Origin of the sequence: Deinococcus wulumuqiensis R12 (assembly GCF_011067105.1) — a bacterium.
Classification (GTDB): Bacteria; Deinococcota; Deinococci; order Deinococcales; family Deinococcaceae; genus Deinococcus; species Deinococcus wulumuqiensis.
Map to the genome: position 1 here is coordinate 336,446 of NZ_CP049357.1, position 14,765 is coordinate 351,210.

Genomic DNA, 14,765 nt, shown 5'->3' on the forward strand with positions numbered 1-14,765 from the left:
GCCCGCGCCGCCGCTCCGGTTTGCCCTCTCCTCTCTCTCGCCTCTGCCCTCTGCTTCCCTTGTGCCCTCTGCATCACAACCCCTCCCGCACCTGCGCCTCGGCTTCCTGAAAGGCCGCCCGCACGTCGCCGGGCAGCTCGCCGCGTTTTTCCTGCCAGTAGCGCTCGAACAGTTCCATCAGGGTCAGGCCCTCGCGCCGCAGTTCCGGCACGGCGAGGTCTTCCTGCTGCGCGTCGAGTTCCACACTCAGGGCGTTCGGGGTGATGTTCAGCACCCGGTCCTTGAGACCCGGCAGCGCGGTTCCGGCGGGAGCACGCACCACCACCTTCAGCAGCCCGGAAAAGCCGCTCGCCGCCACTTCGCCCAGCCGCTTTTCCACGTTGTCGAGGTCCACGTAGACGGTTTTCAGGTCGCGTCCGCTCGCCAGCGGGATGCCCTCCACGCGGGCGGGGCGCCCGGCCTGGACCTCAATCAGGTTGACCTGCTTCTTCTCGCCCGCCTCGCCGAAATCGAGCTGAATCACGCTGCCGGGATAGCAGGCGAGCGGCGCGTCGGACACCGTTTGCGGCTTGTGGATGTGCCCCAGCGCGACGTACTGCGCTCCGGGCGGCAGTTGCAGGCCCGAAACCGTGTAGGCGTTGGTCAGGTCGAGCTGAAAGGTGCGCTCGGAGCCGCTCGGCACCGCGCCGTCCATCGTGGTGTGGGCCATGAGCATGTTCACCGCCCCCGGCTCGAAGCCCCGGCCCAGCTCGCGCAGAAAAAACCCCATGTTCTCGCGGTACTTCTGCCGCTGCGCCCCGAGGTCGCCCTGCAGCACGTCCACCGCCTTGATCAGCCGCCGCTCGGAGAGGTACGGCAGGGCGCCCACCCGCAGGCGCTCGCCCGATTTCGTCGCCACCTCGCGCACCATCGCCAGCGGGTCGCCGCTGGGCTGCGCGACCACCTGAATCCCCACCCAGCCGAGCAGCCCCGCCACCGAATCCAGCCGCGCCGCGCTGTCGTGGTTGCCCGCGATGACGATGCCCGGAATCCCGGCGTCGCGCAGCCGCAGAAAAAAGTCGAACACGGCGGCTTCGGCGTCGGCGGACGGGTTGCCGGTATCGAACAGGTCGCCCGACACCAGCACCGCGTCGGCCCCCTCGGTGCGGGCCAGCCCCGCGATTTCGGTCAGGGCGTCATGAATTTCGGGTGTCCGGTCAAACCCCTTGAGCAACCGCCCGGCATGGAAATCGGCGGTATGAAGTACGCGCATGACGGAAAAAATAGCATGGAGTGGGGGCCGGGACAGACTGCCCGGCGGAAATCAGCCCGACTTCAGCCTGGGCAGCCATCATCCGGTCATGAGCCGAGTGCTGCCCCTCCTGATACGGATTCCGCTTCATTCCTGCACAGTCGGGAAAGCGCCGCCTGTGCATCCATATCGCGAAATCCGTATCTTTTCCTACTCCTTTCAGTCGGATTGAATCCAGAAATCTGCTGGATTCAATCGGAATCCGTATGATTGCCCTGAGCGCCGCCGCTTCTGCCGCCAGTGTCACCCTGCAACCGGGGCAGACCGGGCAACTCGCAGACAAAAAAATCACCGTGCTGCGCGTACAGGACAGCCGCTGTGCCCCTGACGTCCAGTGCATCCGGGCAGGCGAACTCGTCGCCAAGGTGCTGATGAGCGAACAGGGCCGCTGCCGTTTCCTGACCCTGCAACTGCCCGAAGAGAAAAATGCCGAGTGGCGCGGGGTGAGGCTGGAGCAGGCGACCTTCGGCAAGCAGCCCCGGCTGACCTTCACCGACGAGCAGCGCTGAAGCGGGAGCCAGGGCGACGGTAGACTTTCCCCATGACCCAGCCCGCCTTCCAAAAAATGAGCGTGGAAGAATACCTCCGCACCGAGGTGGATAGCCCCGTCAAGCGCGAGTATGTGGGCGGCTTCGTGTACGCCGTGGACAACTCGGACGGCGTGTGGGCGCAGGCGGGCAGCAGCAAGAGCCACGCCGAAGTCATCATGAACGTGATGCAGGTCGTGCGCCCCGCCGCCCGTCGCCAGGGCTGCCGCGCCTACGCCAGCGAAATCAAGTTGCGGATAGACGCCCAGCAGAGTTTCTACTCCCCCGACGTGATGGTCGTCTGCGGCCCCGAGAACAGCGACCCCTACTCGGAAACCGCGCCCTGCCTGCTGGTCGAAGTGCTGTCACGCGGCACGGCCCACACCGACAGGCACGCCAAATATGCCGTCTACACCGCCCTGCCCAGCCTGCAGACCTACCTGATCGTGGACCAGTACGAGCGGCGGGTGTACGCCTATGCCCGCGAAGGCGCAAGCTGGACGCTGACCGAATATGTCGGTGAGGGCGTCATTCCTCTGCCGTGCCTGGGGCTGGAGTTGAGCTTGGGCGAGATTTACGCGGGAGTGCTGTGAAGCTTTTGCAGGATGGTATCTACCGTCTGCGTCAGCGTTTGCTCTGAGCCAATCACGGTGTCGTTTACGAAGGGCAGTAATACGGATTCCGATTGAATCCAGCAGATTTCTGGATTCAATCCGACTGAAAGGAGTAGGAAAAAATACGGATTCTGCGATATGGATGCACAGGCGGCGCTTTCCCGACTGTGCAGGAATTTAGCGGAATCCGTATAAGTCGCGTTCCCTGTACCAGGCGCGCATCTGCTCTGGGCCAAACTCGGTGGCCTGAGGGCGGGTGGCGTGGCGGCGCACCGTTTCCTCAAACGGCAGGTCAAAGTAGTACCACTGCCCGCCAAAATCAGTGTGCAGGTGCGAAAGCATGGGCGCGTAGTGTTTGGCGTGCAAAATACCCTCCAGTACCGTGACGTACCCCGCGCCGAGGCAGTACCGCACGTTCGTTTCGATCAGGCCGATGTTTTTTCCGTCGGGAATGTCGCGCTCCCGCAGCAGGACTCGCCGCAGATAATCCTGCTCGACCCACGCCAGCCCGTAGCCGTAGCGCTCCCGCAGGGCACGCGCCACCGAGCTTTTGCCGCTGCCCGAATTGCCACGCAGGACGATGAGGGGTGATACGGATTCCGATTGAATCTGGTAGTTTCAGATTCAATCCGACTTGCAAAGCTGCGCAGCAGAGCGGATGCGAGTAGGAAAAAATACGGATTCTGCGATATGGATGCACAGGTGGCGCTTTCCCAACTGTATAGGCCCGACTGTGCAGGAATTAAGCGGAATCCGTATGAGGTCATCAAATCACCTCCCTATACGCCACACTCTGCGACCTGTTCTGCAATTCCGACCTCAAATACTGCAACCGCGGGTGCTCCAGCCGGGGGTCGTTCGCCAGGATGTGCTTGGCGAGTTCGCGCGCCTGCATGATGATTTCTTCGTCGTTGGCAAGGTCGGCCAGTCGCAAATCCGGGATGCCGCTTTGCCGCGTGCCGCGCAGCTCGCCGGGACCGCGCAGCTTCAGGTCCGCTTCGGCAATCACGAAGCCGTCGGTGGACCCCTCGATGATTTTCAGCCGCTTGCGGGTCTTCATGGACGTTTCCCCGGCAATCAGCACGCAGTAACTCTGAAGGCTGCCGCGCCCCACGCGCCCGCGAAGCTGGTGGAGCTGCGCCAGCCCAAAGCGTTCGGCGTTCTCGATCACCATCACGGTGGCGTTGGGCACGTCCACACCGACCTCGATGACGGTGGTGGACACCAGAATGTCGAACTCGTGCGCCCGGAAGCGGTCCATCACATAATCCTTCTCGGCGGCGGACATCTTGCCGTGCAGCATCTCCGTGCGGGCTTCGGGCAGGATGGTCTTGAGGTCGTCAGCGAGTTGGGTCGCGGCGAGCAGCTCCAGGTTCTCGTTTTCCTCGATCAGCGCGGTGACCACATACGCCTGCCGCCCCTGCCGAATCTGGCCCATCACGAAGCCGTAGGCCTGCTGGCGGGCCGTGTCCTGAATCAGCTTGGTTTCGATGGGTGTGCGGCCCGGTGGCAATTCGTCGATGATGCTCAGTTCGAGGTCGCCGTAGGCCGTCAGCGCCAGCGAGCGCGGAATGGGCGTGGCCGACATCACCAGCACGTCGGGGCGCGAGGCCAGCAGTTTTCGCCGCTGCTGCACGCCGAAGCGGTGTTCCTCGTCCACCACCGCCAGCCCGAGGTTGTCCCACTGCACGTTTTCCTGAATAAGTGCTTGCGTGCCGACCACCACGTCCACGTCGCCCTCGGCAATCCGCGTCTGCATTTCGAGTTTTTGCTTGGGGGTCATCGCGCCGATGAGCAGGCCCACCCGCACGTCGAGTTTCCCGAGGTAGCCCTGCAAGTTGGCGTAGTGCTGGCGGGCCAGAATCTCGGTGGGGGCCATCAGTGCGCCCTGGTAGCCGTCGCGCACGGCGAGGTACAGGGCGCAGGCCGCCACCGCCGTCTTGCCGCTGCCCACGTCGCCCTGCACCAGCCGGGCCATCTGCTTGTCACTGCGCATGTCGTCGGTGATTTCCAGCAGCACCCGGCGCTGCGCGTTGGTGAAGCGGAAGGGCAATGCGGCTTCAAATTTATTGATGTCGTCACCCCGCGCCTCGAAGCGCTTGCCTTGCAGCACGGCGTCTTCGCCCTGAAGCAGCATCCGCAGTTCCAGAAAGAGGTATTCGTCGAAGCGCAGGCGCCCGTTGGCCCGTTTCAGGTGCGCCTCGTCGTGCGGAAAGTGAATGCCCCACAGCGCGTCGGCAAGGTCGGTCAGGCCGTACTTGCGCCGCCAGTGGGCCGGCAGATAGTCGTCGAGCGGCGCGGCCTGAAGCGCCTGATGCGCGGCCCGGCGCAAAAACTCCTGGCTGATGCCTTCTTTGGCGTCGTACACGCCGACAATCCGCCCGGTGCTGAGGCTCTGCTCGGCCTTGTCCACCGTTTCCATGTGCTCCACGCTGAGCTGCGTCTGGCGCCCGAATTTCTTGGCGCGGCCCGTGAGGACCAGCCGGGCGCCCTCGCGCAGCCCCTTTTCCACCCAGGGCTGGTTGAACCACGTCGCCTTGACCCGCCCGCCGCTGGGGGTTTCCAGCACGATTTCCAGAATCAGCATCCCCGGCCTGGGGCTGCGGCGAAACTTGCTGACCACTGTGCCTTCCACCGTGACCTTCTGGCCTTCCTCGACTTCCGAAAGGTCCGGCAGGGCGCGGCGGTCCTCGTGGCGGTGGGGGTAAGCGTGCAGCACGTCGCGCAGTTGGTGCAGGCCGAGACTTTGCAGCTTGCGCGGCCCGCCGGGGCCGGTGCTCAGCCGCTCCACCGGCGCGTCAATGGGCAGGCGCTCGCCTCCTTTCGCCTGTGGCGGCGCGACTTTGGTCGGGGCAGCGCGGCGAGCCGGTTTGCTGCTGTTGCCGAGCAGGGCGAGGGCCTCCCGCAGCGCCCCGGCCCGCTCGTCCTCACGCATCTGGCCGTAGCCGCTGAGCACCTCGCGCACCCTGGGAAATGGGCCAGCCAGCGGCGTACTCAGCAGCTTTTCCACACCGCCCGCCACCACGCGGTCATGGCAGCCCCCCGCCAGCTCAGCGGCGAGGGGGCGCCGGAGTCGTTCTTGCAGTTCTGCCACCGTCGCCATTACGCTCGCAGCATAACAGACGAGGACGGACGAACTCCGTGACCGGCCTGCCTTGCGAAATCGGACGCGGCGCGGCCCGGTGACGTGGCCCAATGACGTGACTCAGTGACGCAAAACTCGGGGTGGTCGCGCACGAGTTGCGCCGCCACGCTGCTGCCTTCGCTCCAGCCGTACACGAAGATGCGGCGGGGGTCCACGCGGGGGTCACGCTTCATGGCGTTCAGAGCCGTTTCCGCGCCTTTCAGGAAGGTGTTCAGGTCGGCCTGCCCGTAGAACTTCTGGTAGTCCACCTGCCCCGGCCCCGAGACGTAGTGCTTGTTGTAATACGGGATTCCGATTGAATCTGGTAGTTTCAGATTCAATCCGACTTGCAAAGCTGCGCAGCAGAGCGGATGCGAGTAGGAAAAAATACGGATTCCGCGATATGGATGCACAGGCGGCGCTTTCCCGACTGTGCAGGAATTAAGCGGAATCCGTATTAGCCGCTGAGTTGCCCCTTGACGTACATCTGCCCGATGAAGAAGGTCATGACGACGAACAGCAGGCTGGCGGTGGTCAGCCACGCCGCCTTGTTCGCGGTGTCGGCCTCGCTGCGCTTGGGCAGCCAGTAGAACAGCATCAGCAGGCCCACCGAGCCGAGGCCGCCGAGGTAATGCACGTACTTTTGAATGACGCCCATGCCCTGGTCGAGCAGCTTGATGCCCACCGCCGCCTGAAGCATCAGCACGACCTGAAGGGTGATGAGCGCGGCGGCCTGCGCTTTGCCGAACGTGCCGCGCCGCGCCCCCAGCCAGGTCAGCACGGTGGTCACGAGGGCGACGAGCAGCGCAATGCCGCCGACAGCAGAGTGAACGGCGGGTTGAATGATGGTTTCGTCCATAGGTAAGGCCTCCGGCAAAGTCAGGAAGTACGCCCGCCCGCTTACCGAGCGGTCAATAGCCTACCTACCGTACGGTAAGCCAGGACAAAAGTCAAATGGGGGAGAGGGTGAAGGGGGGAGGGCAGAGAGCAAAAAAGAGGCCAGCGCCCACGCGCCAGCCCCCTTCGCCTTTAGCCATCAGCCATCTGCCTCCGGCCATCCGCCTCCCTTACAGCTCGTCTTCCTTGCGAATCGGGAAGGCGTCGATCACGCGGTCCTTGTCCCCGATGTTGATGACCTTGACGCCCTGGGCGTTGCGGCCCGTCACGCGGACTTCCTCGACGCGGGTGCGGATGACGGTGCCCTTTTCGGTCAGGACCATCAGTTCCTCGTTGCCCGCGACGTGCGCCAGGGTCACCAGCTTGCCGGTCTTGTCGGTCACGTCGAGCGTAATGACGCCCAGGCCGCCGCGTCCCTTGCTGGGGTAGTCGCTGACCTTGGTGCGCTTGCCCAGGCCGCACTCGCTGATCGCCAGCAGTTCGCCCTCGGTGTCGCTGCCGGGGACGAGCGCCATGCTGACCACCTCGTCGCCCTCGCGCAGGCGAATCCCGATGACGCCCTGCGTGGCGCGGCCCGTGTCGCGCACCAGGTGGGCCTCGAAGCGCATCGCCTGGCCGTTCTTCGTCGCCAGCACCACGTCGTCGCCGTCCTGCTGGATGTCCACGCCGATCAGTTCGTCACCGGGTTGCAGGTTGATGGCGATCAGGCCCGCCGAGGTGATGTTGGCGTAGTCGGTGATCAGGCTCTTTTTGATCACGCCGTTCTTGGTGGCGAAGATGAAGCTGCCCGGCTGGTCAAAACCCCCCACCGACAGCACCGAGGCGATGTTCTCGTCGTCGCGCAGGCCCGGCAGCAGGTTGCGGATGTGGGTGCCCTTGGCGTCACGGCCCGCTTCCGGCAGGTCGTAGATCTTCTCGTGGAAGACCCGGCCCGCGTCGGTGAAGAACAACAGGTAATCGTGCGTGCTGCCCACGAAGACCCCGGTGTTGGCGTCTTCCTCACGCAGCTTGCCGCCGCTGCTGCCCCGGCCCCCACGCTTTTGCTCGCGGTAGGCGTCGAGGTTGGTGCGCTTGAGGTACCCGGCGCGGGTCATGGTAATCACCATGTCTTCCACCGCGATCAGGTCTTCCTTGTTGATGTCCTCTTCGAGTTCGGTGATGACCGAGCGCCGGGCGTCGCCGTAGCGGTCACGAATGTCGCGGAGTTCCTTTTTGATCTCGCGCCACAGCAGCTTCTCGTCGCCCAGGATGGATTCCAGGCGGGCAATGGTCTTTTGCAGCTCGTCGTACTCGCCTTGCAGCTTCTCGCGCTCCAGGCCGACCAGACGTTGCAGGCGCATGTCCAGAATCGCCTGTGCCTGAATCTCGCTCAGGCCGAAGCGGGCCATCAGGCCGTCGCGGGCCTCGGCGCCGGTGTTGCTCGCACGAATCAGCGCAATCACTTCGTCGATGTGATCGAGGGCCCTGAGTAAGCCCTCCAGCACATGTGCCCGCTCCTTGGCCTTGCGCAGGTCGTACACCGTGCGGCGGGTCACCACGTCACGGCGGTGGTCCAGGAAGTAGCGCATGGTGTCGATCAGCGGCAGCACGCGCGGCTCGCCATTGACGATGCTGAGGTTCATCACCGTGTAGCTGCTCTGAAGCTGGGTGTACTTGTAGAGCTGGTTGAGGACCAGCGTGCCCATGCCCGCCGCCGAGCGCTTGAGTTCAATCACGATCCGCACGGGTTCCTTGCGGTCGGACTCGTCGCGCAGCGCCCCGATGTCGGGAATCTTGCCCGCCTTGTACATGGCGCTGATGGTCTGGAGCAGGTTGGTCTTGTTGAGCTGGTACGGGATCTCGCTGATGATGATCTGGGTGCGCCCGTTTTTGCCTTCCTCGATGCGGGCCTTGCCGCGCACCTTCAGTCCCGCGTGCCCGGTGGCGTAGGCTTCGCGGATGCCCGCCTTGGCGATGCGCCCGCCGGTGGGAAAGTCCGGTCCCTGCACGTGGGTCATCATCTCGTCGAGCGTGATGGCGGGGTTGTCGATCAGCGCCAACAGGCCGTTGCAGATTTCGGTAAGGTTGTGCGGCGGGATGTTGGTCGCCATGCCCACGGCGATGCCCGACGCGCCGTTGATGAGCAGGTTGGGCACGGCGCTGGGCAGCACCGTCGGCTCGGTGGTCGTCTCGTCGTAGTTGGGCTTGAGGTCCACCGTCTCTTTTTCGAGGTCGGCCAGGATTTCCTCGGCCACCCTGGTCATGCGGGCTTCGGTGTAGCGCATGGCGGCGGCCATATCGCCGTCCATCGAGCCGAAGTTGCCCTGGGGATCGACCAGGGTGTAGCGCATGTTCCACCACTGCCCGAGCCGCACCATCGCGTCGTAGATGGAGCTGTCGCCGTGGGGGTGATAGCGCTTCATCACTTCGCCCACCACGCTGGCGGACTTGGCGTGCTTGACGTTGCTCATCAGCCCTTCTTGCAACATCGCGTACATGATGCGGCGCTGCACCGGCTTCATGCCGTCGCGCACGTCGGGCAGGGCGCGGTCCACGATGACGTTCATCGCGTAGTTGATGAAATTGGTCTTGACTTCGCTGGTGATGTCTACAGGTTGAATTCCGGTTCCGGTCATGGCACTCCAATCAGGGGGCGGTGGGGGCGCGGATGCACCCTCAGTCGCGGGGAAAGATGAGTGTCCCGGCACGCTGCCAGGTATGGAAACAGCATATCATATTATGTTAAAAGCATAACAGCGCCGCTTCCCTCAACGCCCCCCAGTTTACCGGAAAAGACGAAGAAAAACAGCGATTTTTCCCTCATGGGGGCGCCCCTTGGCGGGTGCTCCGCTGCGGGTCCGACCTGACGCGCTTTCACCGGGGCTTGGGCGCCCGGCGAGGGACCAGCCAGGGAAAGACGGGCGTTTTTTCTGACGCTTCCAACTTACCGGAAAATGGCGGCCATCACAGCGGCGCGGCGCACCCCGGGGCGCAGCACAACCGGGGCATCCTGCGCGGGTGCCTCTCACTGCCTCTCCCGATGGTGCCCTCAACTTTCGCCGCCCGCTGCCGGGGCTGTGGCGCTCGGCCAATCTCAGTTTCCTGATACGGTTTTAATCCGATTCCCGAGCATCCGGAAAGGCGCCGGATGCCCGTCCATCTCCTTAAAACCGTATTTTTTCCATGCGCTCCGCGCAAAATTGCGCCCGGACATGTCCGGGACTCAATTTGAAATTGTATGAGTGAACAGGGCCGCGCCGAACTGCTCGCACTGGGGCTGAGCCGCGTCATCGACCTGCGTGACCGCCGCGAACGGTTGAGAGACGCGCCGCCTTTTCTGGGACGCACCGAATACCTCAACCTGCCGCTGCTGCCCTGGCGGGTGCGGGCCATGAACGAAGCGACGGCCGCTGCCCGGACGAACGCCGACCTCTACCGGGCGCACCTCGACCACGCGGCGAACAACATCGTCACCATCCTCGGCGCGATTCTGGACGCGCCTCCCGGCCCGGTTCTCATCCACTGTCACGCGGGCAAGGACCGCACCGGCCTCATCGCGGCGCTGTGCGGGGAACTCGCGGGCCGGACGCGGGCGCAGATCGGCGAGGACTATGCCCGAACCGGGGAAGAATTGACCGGTTTCTATGCCGCTCAGCGGGAACGCAAGACGCCCGAGGGATGGGCGGCATTGGAGCCGTTTTCCCACACTCGGGCAGAAGAGATTCTCGCGGCGCTGAGCCATCTGGACGAGAAGTGGGGCGGGGTGGGCGCTTATCTCGCGGCCTACGGACTCAGCGCACAGGAGCAGGCGGCGCTGGCCGGGCGGCTGTGGACTGGCCTCCCCGGTCTCCGTCCGCCTGATCTCTGACCGTCCGCGCCACCTGCGCCCAGTTCCACAGCCCTTCTTCCACCATCGCCCGCAGGAACTGGCGGTGCTCGGCGTGCTGCGCGAGGCAGGCGGCGAACTCGGCCTCGTCCACGGTGGCGATACCGGCGGCGTGCAGCGGCGCGAGCGAGGGCGGCGGGGGCACGGCGGGCAGGGGAGAGGGGCAGTGTTTCGCGTGCCCGCGCACCAGGCTGTCCACCAGCGTCCGGCTGAGCTTGAGGCCGGGCGGCGGCGGGCCGGGCAGCGCGCACTCGATAAGCAGCAGCGCCTCGCCGAGCGCGGGCAGGGCGAGCGACAGGCTTTCTAAGGCTGCCCGGTCATGAAAGCGGTGGAGGTAGTGGGCGTGGTTGTGCTTGGTTTCCAGAGTGTTGAGCGTCTGGTGCAGCCCCGAAATCAGGCTTTGCAGGCCGTCGGGGTGGTCCTGAAGCGCCCCGATGACGAGCGCCTGCGCGTCCGGTCCCGAGCGCCGCAGCAGCCGCGCCAGTTCGCGCCGCTCAAGCCGGGCCTCGGCCACCGGGACGACGAAGGTGATGGCGAAGGTCAGATTGACGAACCCGCTGAGCGCCGCCACGCTGGTCAGCATTCGCCAGGGCGTCACCGTCGTCTTGAGGTCGCCCAGCCCCAGCGTGCTGATGGTGTAGCCGACGTAGTACACGACGCTCCAGAAGGTGGCCGGGGACTCGCTGTCGGCGCCCACCACGCTGCCCGGCGAGGACCAGAACACCAGCGTCCAGCCCAGCCACAGCCCCAGCGTCCACGTGAGCAGCGCCGAGACGATTATGGTGGGCGCGGCCCAGGCGAGCACGATTCGGTTGCCGGTGCGCCGCGCCAGCGCGTGCAGAAGCTGGTACACCCGCTGGTGCACCGTCTGGCTGAGAGTGCCGTCGCCGCCCTGCATCGTCACCTTGAGCAGGTCGTGAACCACTATCCCGACCAGGACCAGACCCGGCACCCACAGCAGCGAACGCAACATCGGCACAGCGTAACCGGAGTTCGGGCCAGGAAAGAGACGGGCCAGGAAAGAGACGGGCCAGGAAAGAGAACTGGGCCGCTCTCCACCGCCCGCCCCAGCGCGGAGCCGAGCAGTTGTACTGTTTCCGAACGGACGTGTGGTGTGGGGCTGCGCCGCAGAGCCTACTTGAGGTGCTGTGCCCGGATGGGCGGAATAGAGTTCAGAACCGTATCCGTCCTGGCCCGCCTGTACCCCCTGCATGGGCTTCCCCTCGCCCGAGGGTTCGCCTGAGCCGAACCGCCCCCGTCACCTCGCGGCGACAGGGGCAGGACAGGGGGAGAGAAAGCGTCCGTATCATACGGTTTCAAATTGAGTCCCGGACATGTCCGGGCGCAATTTTGCGCGGAGCGCATGGAAAAAATACGAATTCTGCGATATGGATGCACAGGCGGCGCTTTCCCGACTGTGCAGGAATTAAGCGGAATCCGTATCAGCCGACGACCATCACGTGCAGGCGGCGCGGCCCGTGGACCCCTTCCACCCGCACCAGTTCGATGTCGCTGGTGGCGCTGCCGCCCGAAAGCCAGGTGAGAGGTCGGCCCTCGCGCACACTCTGGGCGACGGCGTCCACGCCCTGCCGGACGGTCTGCACCACCTGCTCCCCGCGCACCACGCACACGTGGAGGTCGGGAATCAGCGAGAGTGCCCGGCGGCCCTGGTCCTCGCGGTGGTCGAGGATGATGGTCCCCGTCTCGCTGATGGCGACGGCACACCCGGTCAGCACGGCTTCGGCCCCGTCGAGTTCGGCGTTGGAGAGCCTGGGCTCGTCGCGCAGCACGTCCAGGCCGGGCGTGAGCCATTCGCTGGGCACCCCGGCGGGCACGACCACGCGCCGGGCGTCTCCGAGCGCCGCCGCAATCGCCCCCGGCAGCTCGGCGGCGGAAACGTGCGTGTAGGCCGCCTTGTAATCCAGAATCCGGTCCTCGAACTGGTGCAGAATCTCGGCGCGGGTCAGCGGCACGGACACCGGGTAGGGCGGCAGCGGTTGCGGCCTGGTCCCGGCAATGGCGCGGTTGATGGTGGTCAGCATGTCCAGCCGGGCTTCGGTGCTGGACGGGAAATTGTGTTCGGGGGTCATAGCGTGTCCTCGCGGGAGGGTTCGGCGCCGAACCTGCCGCCTTCGTCCTTCTGCGGCGGGGTGGGGCCTTCCTCGGCCTTCTGTACGACGGCGGGCGGCGCGGCTTCGGTTTCGCCCTCTGCTCTCTGCTTCCACCACTCCCGGAAACCCTCCCTCGGAAAGGGGCGCAGGTCGCGCACCTGGGTCCAGCCGCCGAGCAGGCCCGGCAGCGAGGTGATGGCGTCACCGTGCACCAGCGGCCCCTGGCCCACGCGGGCGAGTTTCAGGGCGCCCTCGAAGCGCCAGCCCTCGGACATCACGAATTTCATGCCCTGCATGGCGAGGGCCTCGGCGCTCAGGCCCTTTTGCACGTTGGCCTTCTGAAGATTGGCCTGTGTGCGCAGGTAAATCAGCACCTGCGGAATGTTGATTTTGACCGGGCACACGTCGTAGCACGCCCCGCACAGGCTGGAGGCGCCGGGCAGCGTGTTGGCGTTCTTGTCGTGCATGCCGAGCAGTTGCGGCGTCAGAATCGCGCCGATGGGGCCGGGATACACCGAGCCGTAGGCGTGCCCGCCCGCCCGTTCGTAGACGGGGCAGACGTTCAGGCAGGCCGAGCAGCGGATACAGCGCAGCGTTTGGCGCCCGAACTCGTCGGCGAGGACGTTCGTGCGCCCGTTGTCGAGCAGCACGAGGTGAAACTCCTGCGGGCCGTCGCCGGGCGTCACGCCGCTCCAGAACGAGTTGTAGGGGTTCATGCGCTCGGCGGTGGAGCTGCGCGGGAGCAGTTCCATGAACACGCTGATGTCTTCCACCTTCTCCAGCACCTTCTCGATGCCCATGATGCTGACGAGCACCTCCGGCAGCGTCAGGCACATGCGCCCGTTGCCTTCCGATTCCACCACGCACACCGTCCCGGTTTCGGCAATGGCAAAGTTGGCGCCCGACACGGCCATTTTGGTCGTCAGGAACTTGTGGCGCAGGTAGCGCCGCGCCGCCGCCGCCAGTTCCGCCGGGGTGTCGGAAAGCTGGCCTTCGCCGGGCAGTTCGGCATTGAACAGCGCCTGAATCTCGGCCCGGTTGCGGTGGATGGCCGGCACCAGGATGTGACTCGGGCGGTCGTTGGACAGCTGCACGATGAGTTCGGCGAGGTCGGTTTCGATGGCGTGGATGCCCTTTTCTTCCAATGCTTTGTTCAGCTCGATTTCGTCGGACGTGATGGACTTGACCTTAATCAGTTCGTCCACCGCGTGCGCCTCGGCAATCCGGGCCACGATTTCGCGGGCTTCCCGCGCGTCCCTGGCCCAGTGCACCTGCCCGCCGCGTGCCCGGACGCTCTGTTCCAGTTCCAGCAGGCGGTCGGAGAGGTTCGCCAGCGAAGCGTCCTTGGTCGCGGCGCCGAGGTCGCGCAGCTGCTCCCAGTGGGGCAACTCGGCCACCACGTTCGCCCGTTTGTCGCGGATGGTGTGCGTGACCTTGCGCAGGTTGGCCCGCAGTTGCGCCTTAAGCACCTGCTCGCGGGCGGCCTGCGGAAAGGGCTGGGCGGGGTGAAGTCCTCCGTGGTTACTCATGCAAACACCTTCCCTTCGGTACTCGCCAGAATCTCGGCCAGATGCACGGTGCGGGTGCCGCTGCGGAGGCGGTGCAGCCCGCCGCCGATGTGCAGCAGGCAGGAATTGTCCCCGGCGGTGCAGGCTTCGGCCCCCGTGTCCATGATGTGCCGCGTCTTGTCCGAGAGCATGGCCGCGCTCACGTCGGGGTTTTTGACGGCAAAGGTGCCGCCGAAGCCGCAGCATTCGTTCGCGCCTTCCAGTTCGAGCAGGGTCATGCCGCGCACGTTTTGCAGCAGCTTCAGCGGCGCGTCGCCCACCCGCAGCGAGCGCATGGCGTGGCAGGTGGGGTGGTAGGTCACGCGGTGCGGGTAGTACGCGCCCACGTCGGTCACGCCGAGCTTGTTCACCAGAAACTCGGAGAGTTCGTAGACGCGGGGGGCCAGCGCCTCCACGTCCCGCAGCAGCTCCTCGTCCCCGGCCCACTTCGCCGCTTCGGGGTACAGCTCGCGCACCATCGCCGCGCAGGAGCCGCTGGGCGTGACCACGACTTCGGAGTCCCTGAAGTCACGCACGAATTTGCGGGCGAGGTCGAGCGCGTCGCCCGCGTAGCCGGTGTTCAGGTGCATCTGGCCGCAGCAGGTCTGGCAGGGGTTGAAGTTGACGCTGTGGCCCAGCCGCTCGAGCAGCCGCACGGTGGCCTGCCCGGTGCCGGGAAACAGCGCGTCGTTGACGCAAGTGAGGAAGAGGTCTATGTGCATGAGGGTTCTCCTCTGGAAAGAAAAACTGGAAAAGGGTGAAAAAGTCGAGAGGTCGAGCTGGCCGAAT

General features: G+C 65.3%; 13 protein-coding genes. 3 read left to right on the top strand and 10 right to left on the bottom strand.

Annotated elements, in window-relative coordinates; all coding sequences use genetic code 11:
• Nucleotides 1–73: 73 nt before the first annotated feature.
• Nucleotides 74–1,252 (bottom strand): metallophosphoesterase family protein, encoded by a 1,179-nt coding sequence (locus G6R31_RS01725; protein WP_025567846.1) that lies wholly within the window; start codon nucleotides 1,250–1,252, stop codon nucleotides 74–76.
• Nucleotides 1,253–1,497: 245 nt separating this feature from the next.
• Between G6R31_RS01725 and G6R31_RS01730 the strand changes: the two genes are divergently transcribed.
• Nucleotides 1,498–1,800 carry a hypothetical protein gene (locus G6R31_RS01730; protein WP_017869659.1) on the top strand — a complete coding sequence of 101 codons (303 nt, stop codon included), beginning with the start codon at nucleotides 1,498–1,500 and terminating at the stop codon, nucleotides 1,798–1,800.
• A 32-nt stretch (nucleotides 1,801–1,832) separates the two neighbouring features.
• Nucleotides 1,833–2,411, top strand: a complete 579-nt coding sequence (locus G6R31_RS01735) for a Uma2 family endonuclease (RefSeq protein ID WP_017869658.1) — start codon at nucleotides 1,833–1,835, stop codon at nucleotides 2,409–2,411.
• A 198-nt stretch (nucleotides 2,412–2,609) separates the two neighbouring features.
• Here G6R31_RS01735 and G6R31_RS01740 read toward each other — a convergent pair whose 3' ends face one another.
• The 5 genes from G6R31_RS01740 to gyrA all read right to left on the bottom strand — a co-directional run bounded on the left by G6R31_RS01740 (nucleotide 2,610) and on the right by gyrA (nucleotide 9,068).
• Nucleotides 2,610–2,975, bottom strand: coding sequence for a P-loop NTPase family protein (locus G6R31_RS01740; RefSeq protein ID WP_017869657.1), 366 nt, complete (start codon nucleotides 2,973–2,975; stop codon nucleotides 2,610–2,612).
• A 223-nt stretch (nucleotides 2,976–3,198) separates the two neighbouring features.
• Nucleotides 3,199–5,535 (bottom strand): ATP-dependent DNA helicase RecG, encoded by a 2,337-nt coding sequence (gene recG, locus G6R31_RS01745; RefSeq protein ID WP_017869656.1) that lies wholly within the window; start codon nucleotides 5,533–5,535, stop codon nucleotides 3,199–3,201.
• On the bottom strand, nucleotides 5,535–5,909 hold the full coding sequence (locus G6R31_RS01750; protein WP_017869655.1) for an alpha/beta hydrolase family protein: 375 nt from the start codon (nucleotides 5,907–5,909) through the stop codon (nucleotides 5,535–5,537). The genes recG and G6R31_RS01750 overlap by 1 nt, the downstream gene beginning before the upstream one ends.
• A 104-nt stretch (nucleotides 5,910–6,013) precedes the next feature.
• Nucleotides 6,014–6,415 carry a hypothetical protein gene (locus tag G6R31_RS01755; RefSeq protein ID WP_017869654.1) on the bottom strand — a complete coding sequence of 134 codons (402 nt, stop codon included), beginning with the start codon at nucleotides 6,413–6,415 and terminating at the stop codon, nucleotides 6,014–6,016.
• A 208-nt stretch (nucleotides 6,416–6,623) separates the two neighbouring features.
• Nucleotides 6,624–9,068 (bottom strand): DNA gyrase subunit A, encoded by a 2,445-nt coding sequence (gyrA, locus tag G6R31_RS01760; RefSeq protein WP_017869653.1) that lies wholly within the window; start codon nucleotides 9,066–9,068, stop codon nucleotides 6,624–6,626.
• A 602-nt stretch (nucleotides 9,069–9,670) separates the two neighbouring features.
• On the opposite strand from gyrA, the gene G6R31_RS01770 reads away from it, so the two are divergent.
• Nucleotides 9,671–10,300: a tyrosine-protein phosphatase gene (locus tag G6R31_RS01770; protein WP_017869652.1), complete on the top strand. Its 630-nt coding sequence runs from the start codon at nucleotides 9,671–9,673 to the stop codon at nucleotides 10,298–10,300.
• Here G6R31_RS01770 and G6R31_RS01775 read toward each other — a convergent pair.
• The 4 genes from G6R31_RS01775 to G6R31_RS01790 all read right to left on the bottom strand — a co-directional run bounded on the left by G6R31_RS01775 (nucleotide 10,224) and on the right by G6R31_RS01790 (nucleotide 14,698).
• Complete coding sequence (locus tag G6R31_RS01775; protein WP_017869651.1) at nucleotides 10,224–11,291, bottom strand: potassium channel family protein; 1,068 nt, start codon at nucleotides 11,289–11,291, stop codon at nucleotides 10,224–10,226. The two genes, G6R31_RS01770 and G6R31_RS01775, sit on opposite strands and share 77 nt — an antisense overlap.
• Nucleotides 11,292–11,760: 469 nt before the next feature.
• A complete protein-coding gene (locus G6R31_RS01780) occupies nucleotides 11,761–12,408 on the bottom strand; it encodes a LutC/YkgG family protein (RefSeq protein ID WP_017869650.1) in 648 nt (215 codons plus the stop codon).
• A complete protein-coding gene (locus G6R31_RS01785) occupies nucleotides 12,405–13,958 on the bottom strand; it encodes a lactate utilization protein B (protein ID WP_017869649.1) in 1,554 nt (517 codons plus the stop codon). The genes G6R31_RS01780 and G6R31_RS01785 overlap by 4 nt, the downstream gene beginning before the upstream one ends.
• Nucleotides 13,955–14,698 (bottom strand): (Fe-S)-binding protein, encoded by a 744-nt coding sequence (locus G6R31_RS01790; protein WP_017869648.1) that lies wholly within the window; start codon nucleotides 14,696–14,698, stop codon nucleotides 13,955–13,957. The genes G6R31_RS01785 and G6R31_RS01790 overlap by 4 nt, the downstream gene beginning before the upstream one ends.
• Nucleotides 14,699–14,765 lie beyond the last annotated feature (67 nt).

Bases quoted from the DNA above. Each gene is read 5' to 3' on its own strand.
- G6R31_RS01725 (WP_025567846.1), bottom strand. From the start codon at position 1,252: ATGCGCGTACTTCATACCGCCGATTTCCATGCCGGGCGGTTGCTCAAG.
- G6R31_RS01730 (WP_017869659.1), top strand. From the start codon at position 1,498: ATGATTGCCCTGAGCGCCGCCGCTTCTGCCGCCAGTGTCACCCTGCAA.
- G6R31_RS01735 (WP_017869658.1), top strand. From the start codon at position 1,833: ATGACCCAGCCCGCCTTCCAAAAAATGAGCGTGGAAGAATACCTCCGC.
- recG (WP_017869656.1), bottom strand. From the start codon at position 5,535: ATGGCGACGGTGGCAGAACTGCAAGAACGACTCCGGCGCCCCCTCGCC.
- G6R31_RS01755 (WP_017869654.1), bottom strand. From the start codon at position 6,415: ATGGACGAAACCATCATTCAACCCGCCGTTCACTCTGCTGTCGGCGGC.
- gyrA (WP_017869653.1), bottom strand. From the start codon at position 9,068: ATGACCGGAACCGGAATTCAACCTGTAGACATCACCAGCGAAGTCAAG.
- G6R31_RS01770 (WP_017869652.1), top strand. From the start codon at position 9,671: ATGAGTGAACAGGGCCGCGCCGAACTGCTCGCACTGGGGCTGAGCCGC.
- G6R31_RS01775 (WP_017869651.1), bottom strand. From the start codon at position 11,291: ATGTTGCGTTCGCTGCTGTGGGTGCCGGGTCTGGTCCTGGTCGGGATA.
- G6R31_RS01780 (WP_017869650.1), bottom strand. From the start codon at position 12,408: ATGACCCCCGAACACAATTTCCCGTCCAGCACCGAAGCCCGGCTGGAC.
- G6R31_RS01785 (WP_017869649.1), bottom strand. From the start codon at position 13,958: ATGAGTAACCACGGAGGACTTCACCCCGCCCAGCCCTTTCCGCAGGCC.
- G6R31_RS01790 (WP_017869648.1), bottom strand. From the start codon at position 14,698: ATGCACATAGACCTCTTCCTCACTTGCGTCAACGACGCGCTGTTTCCC.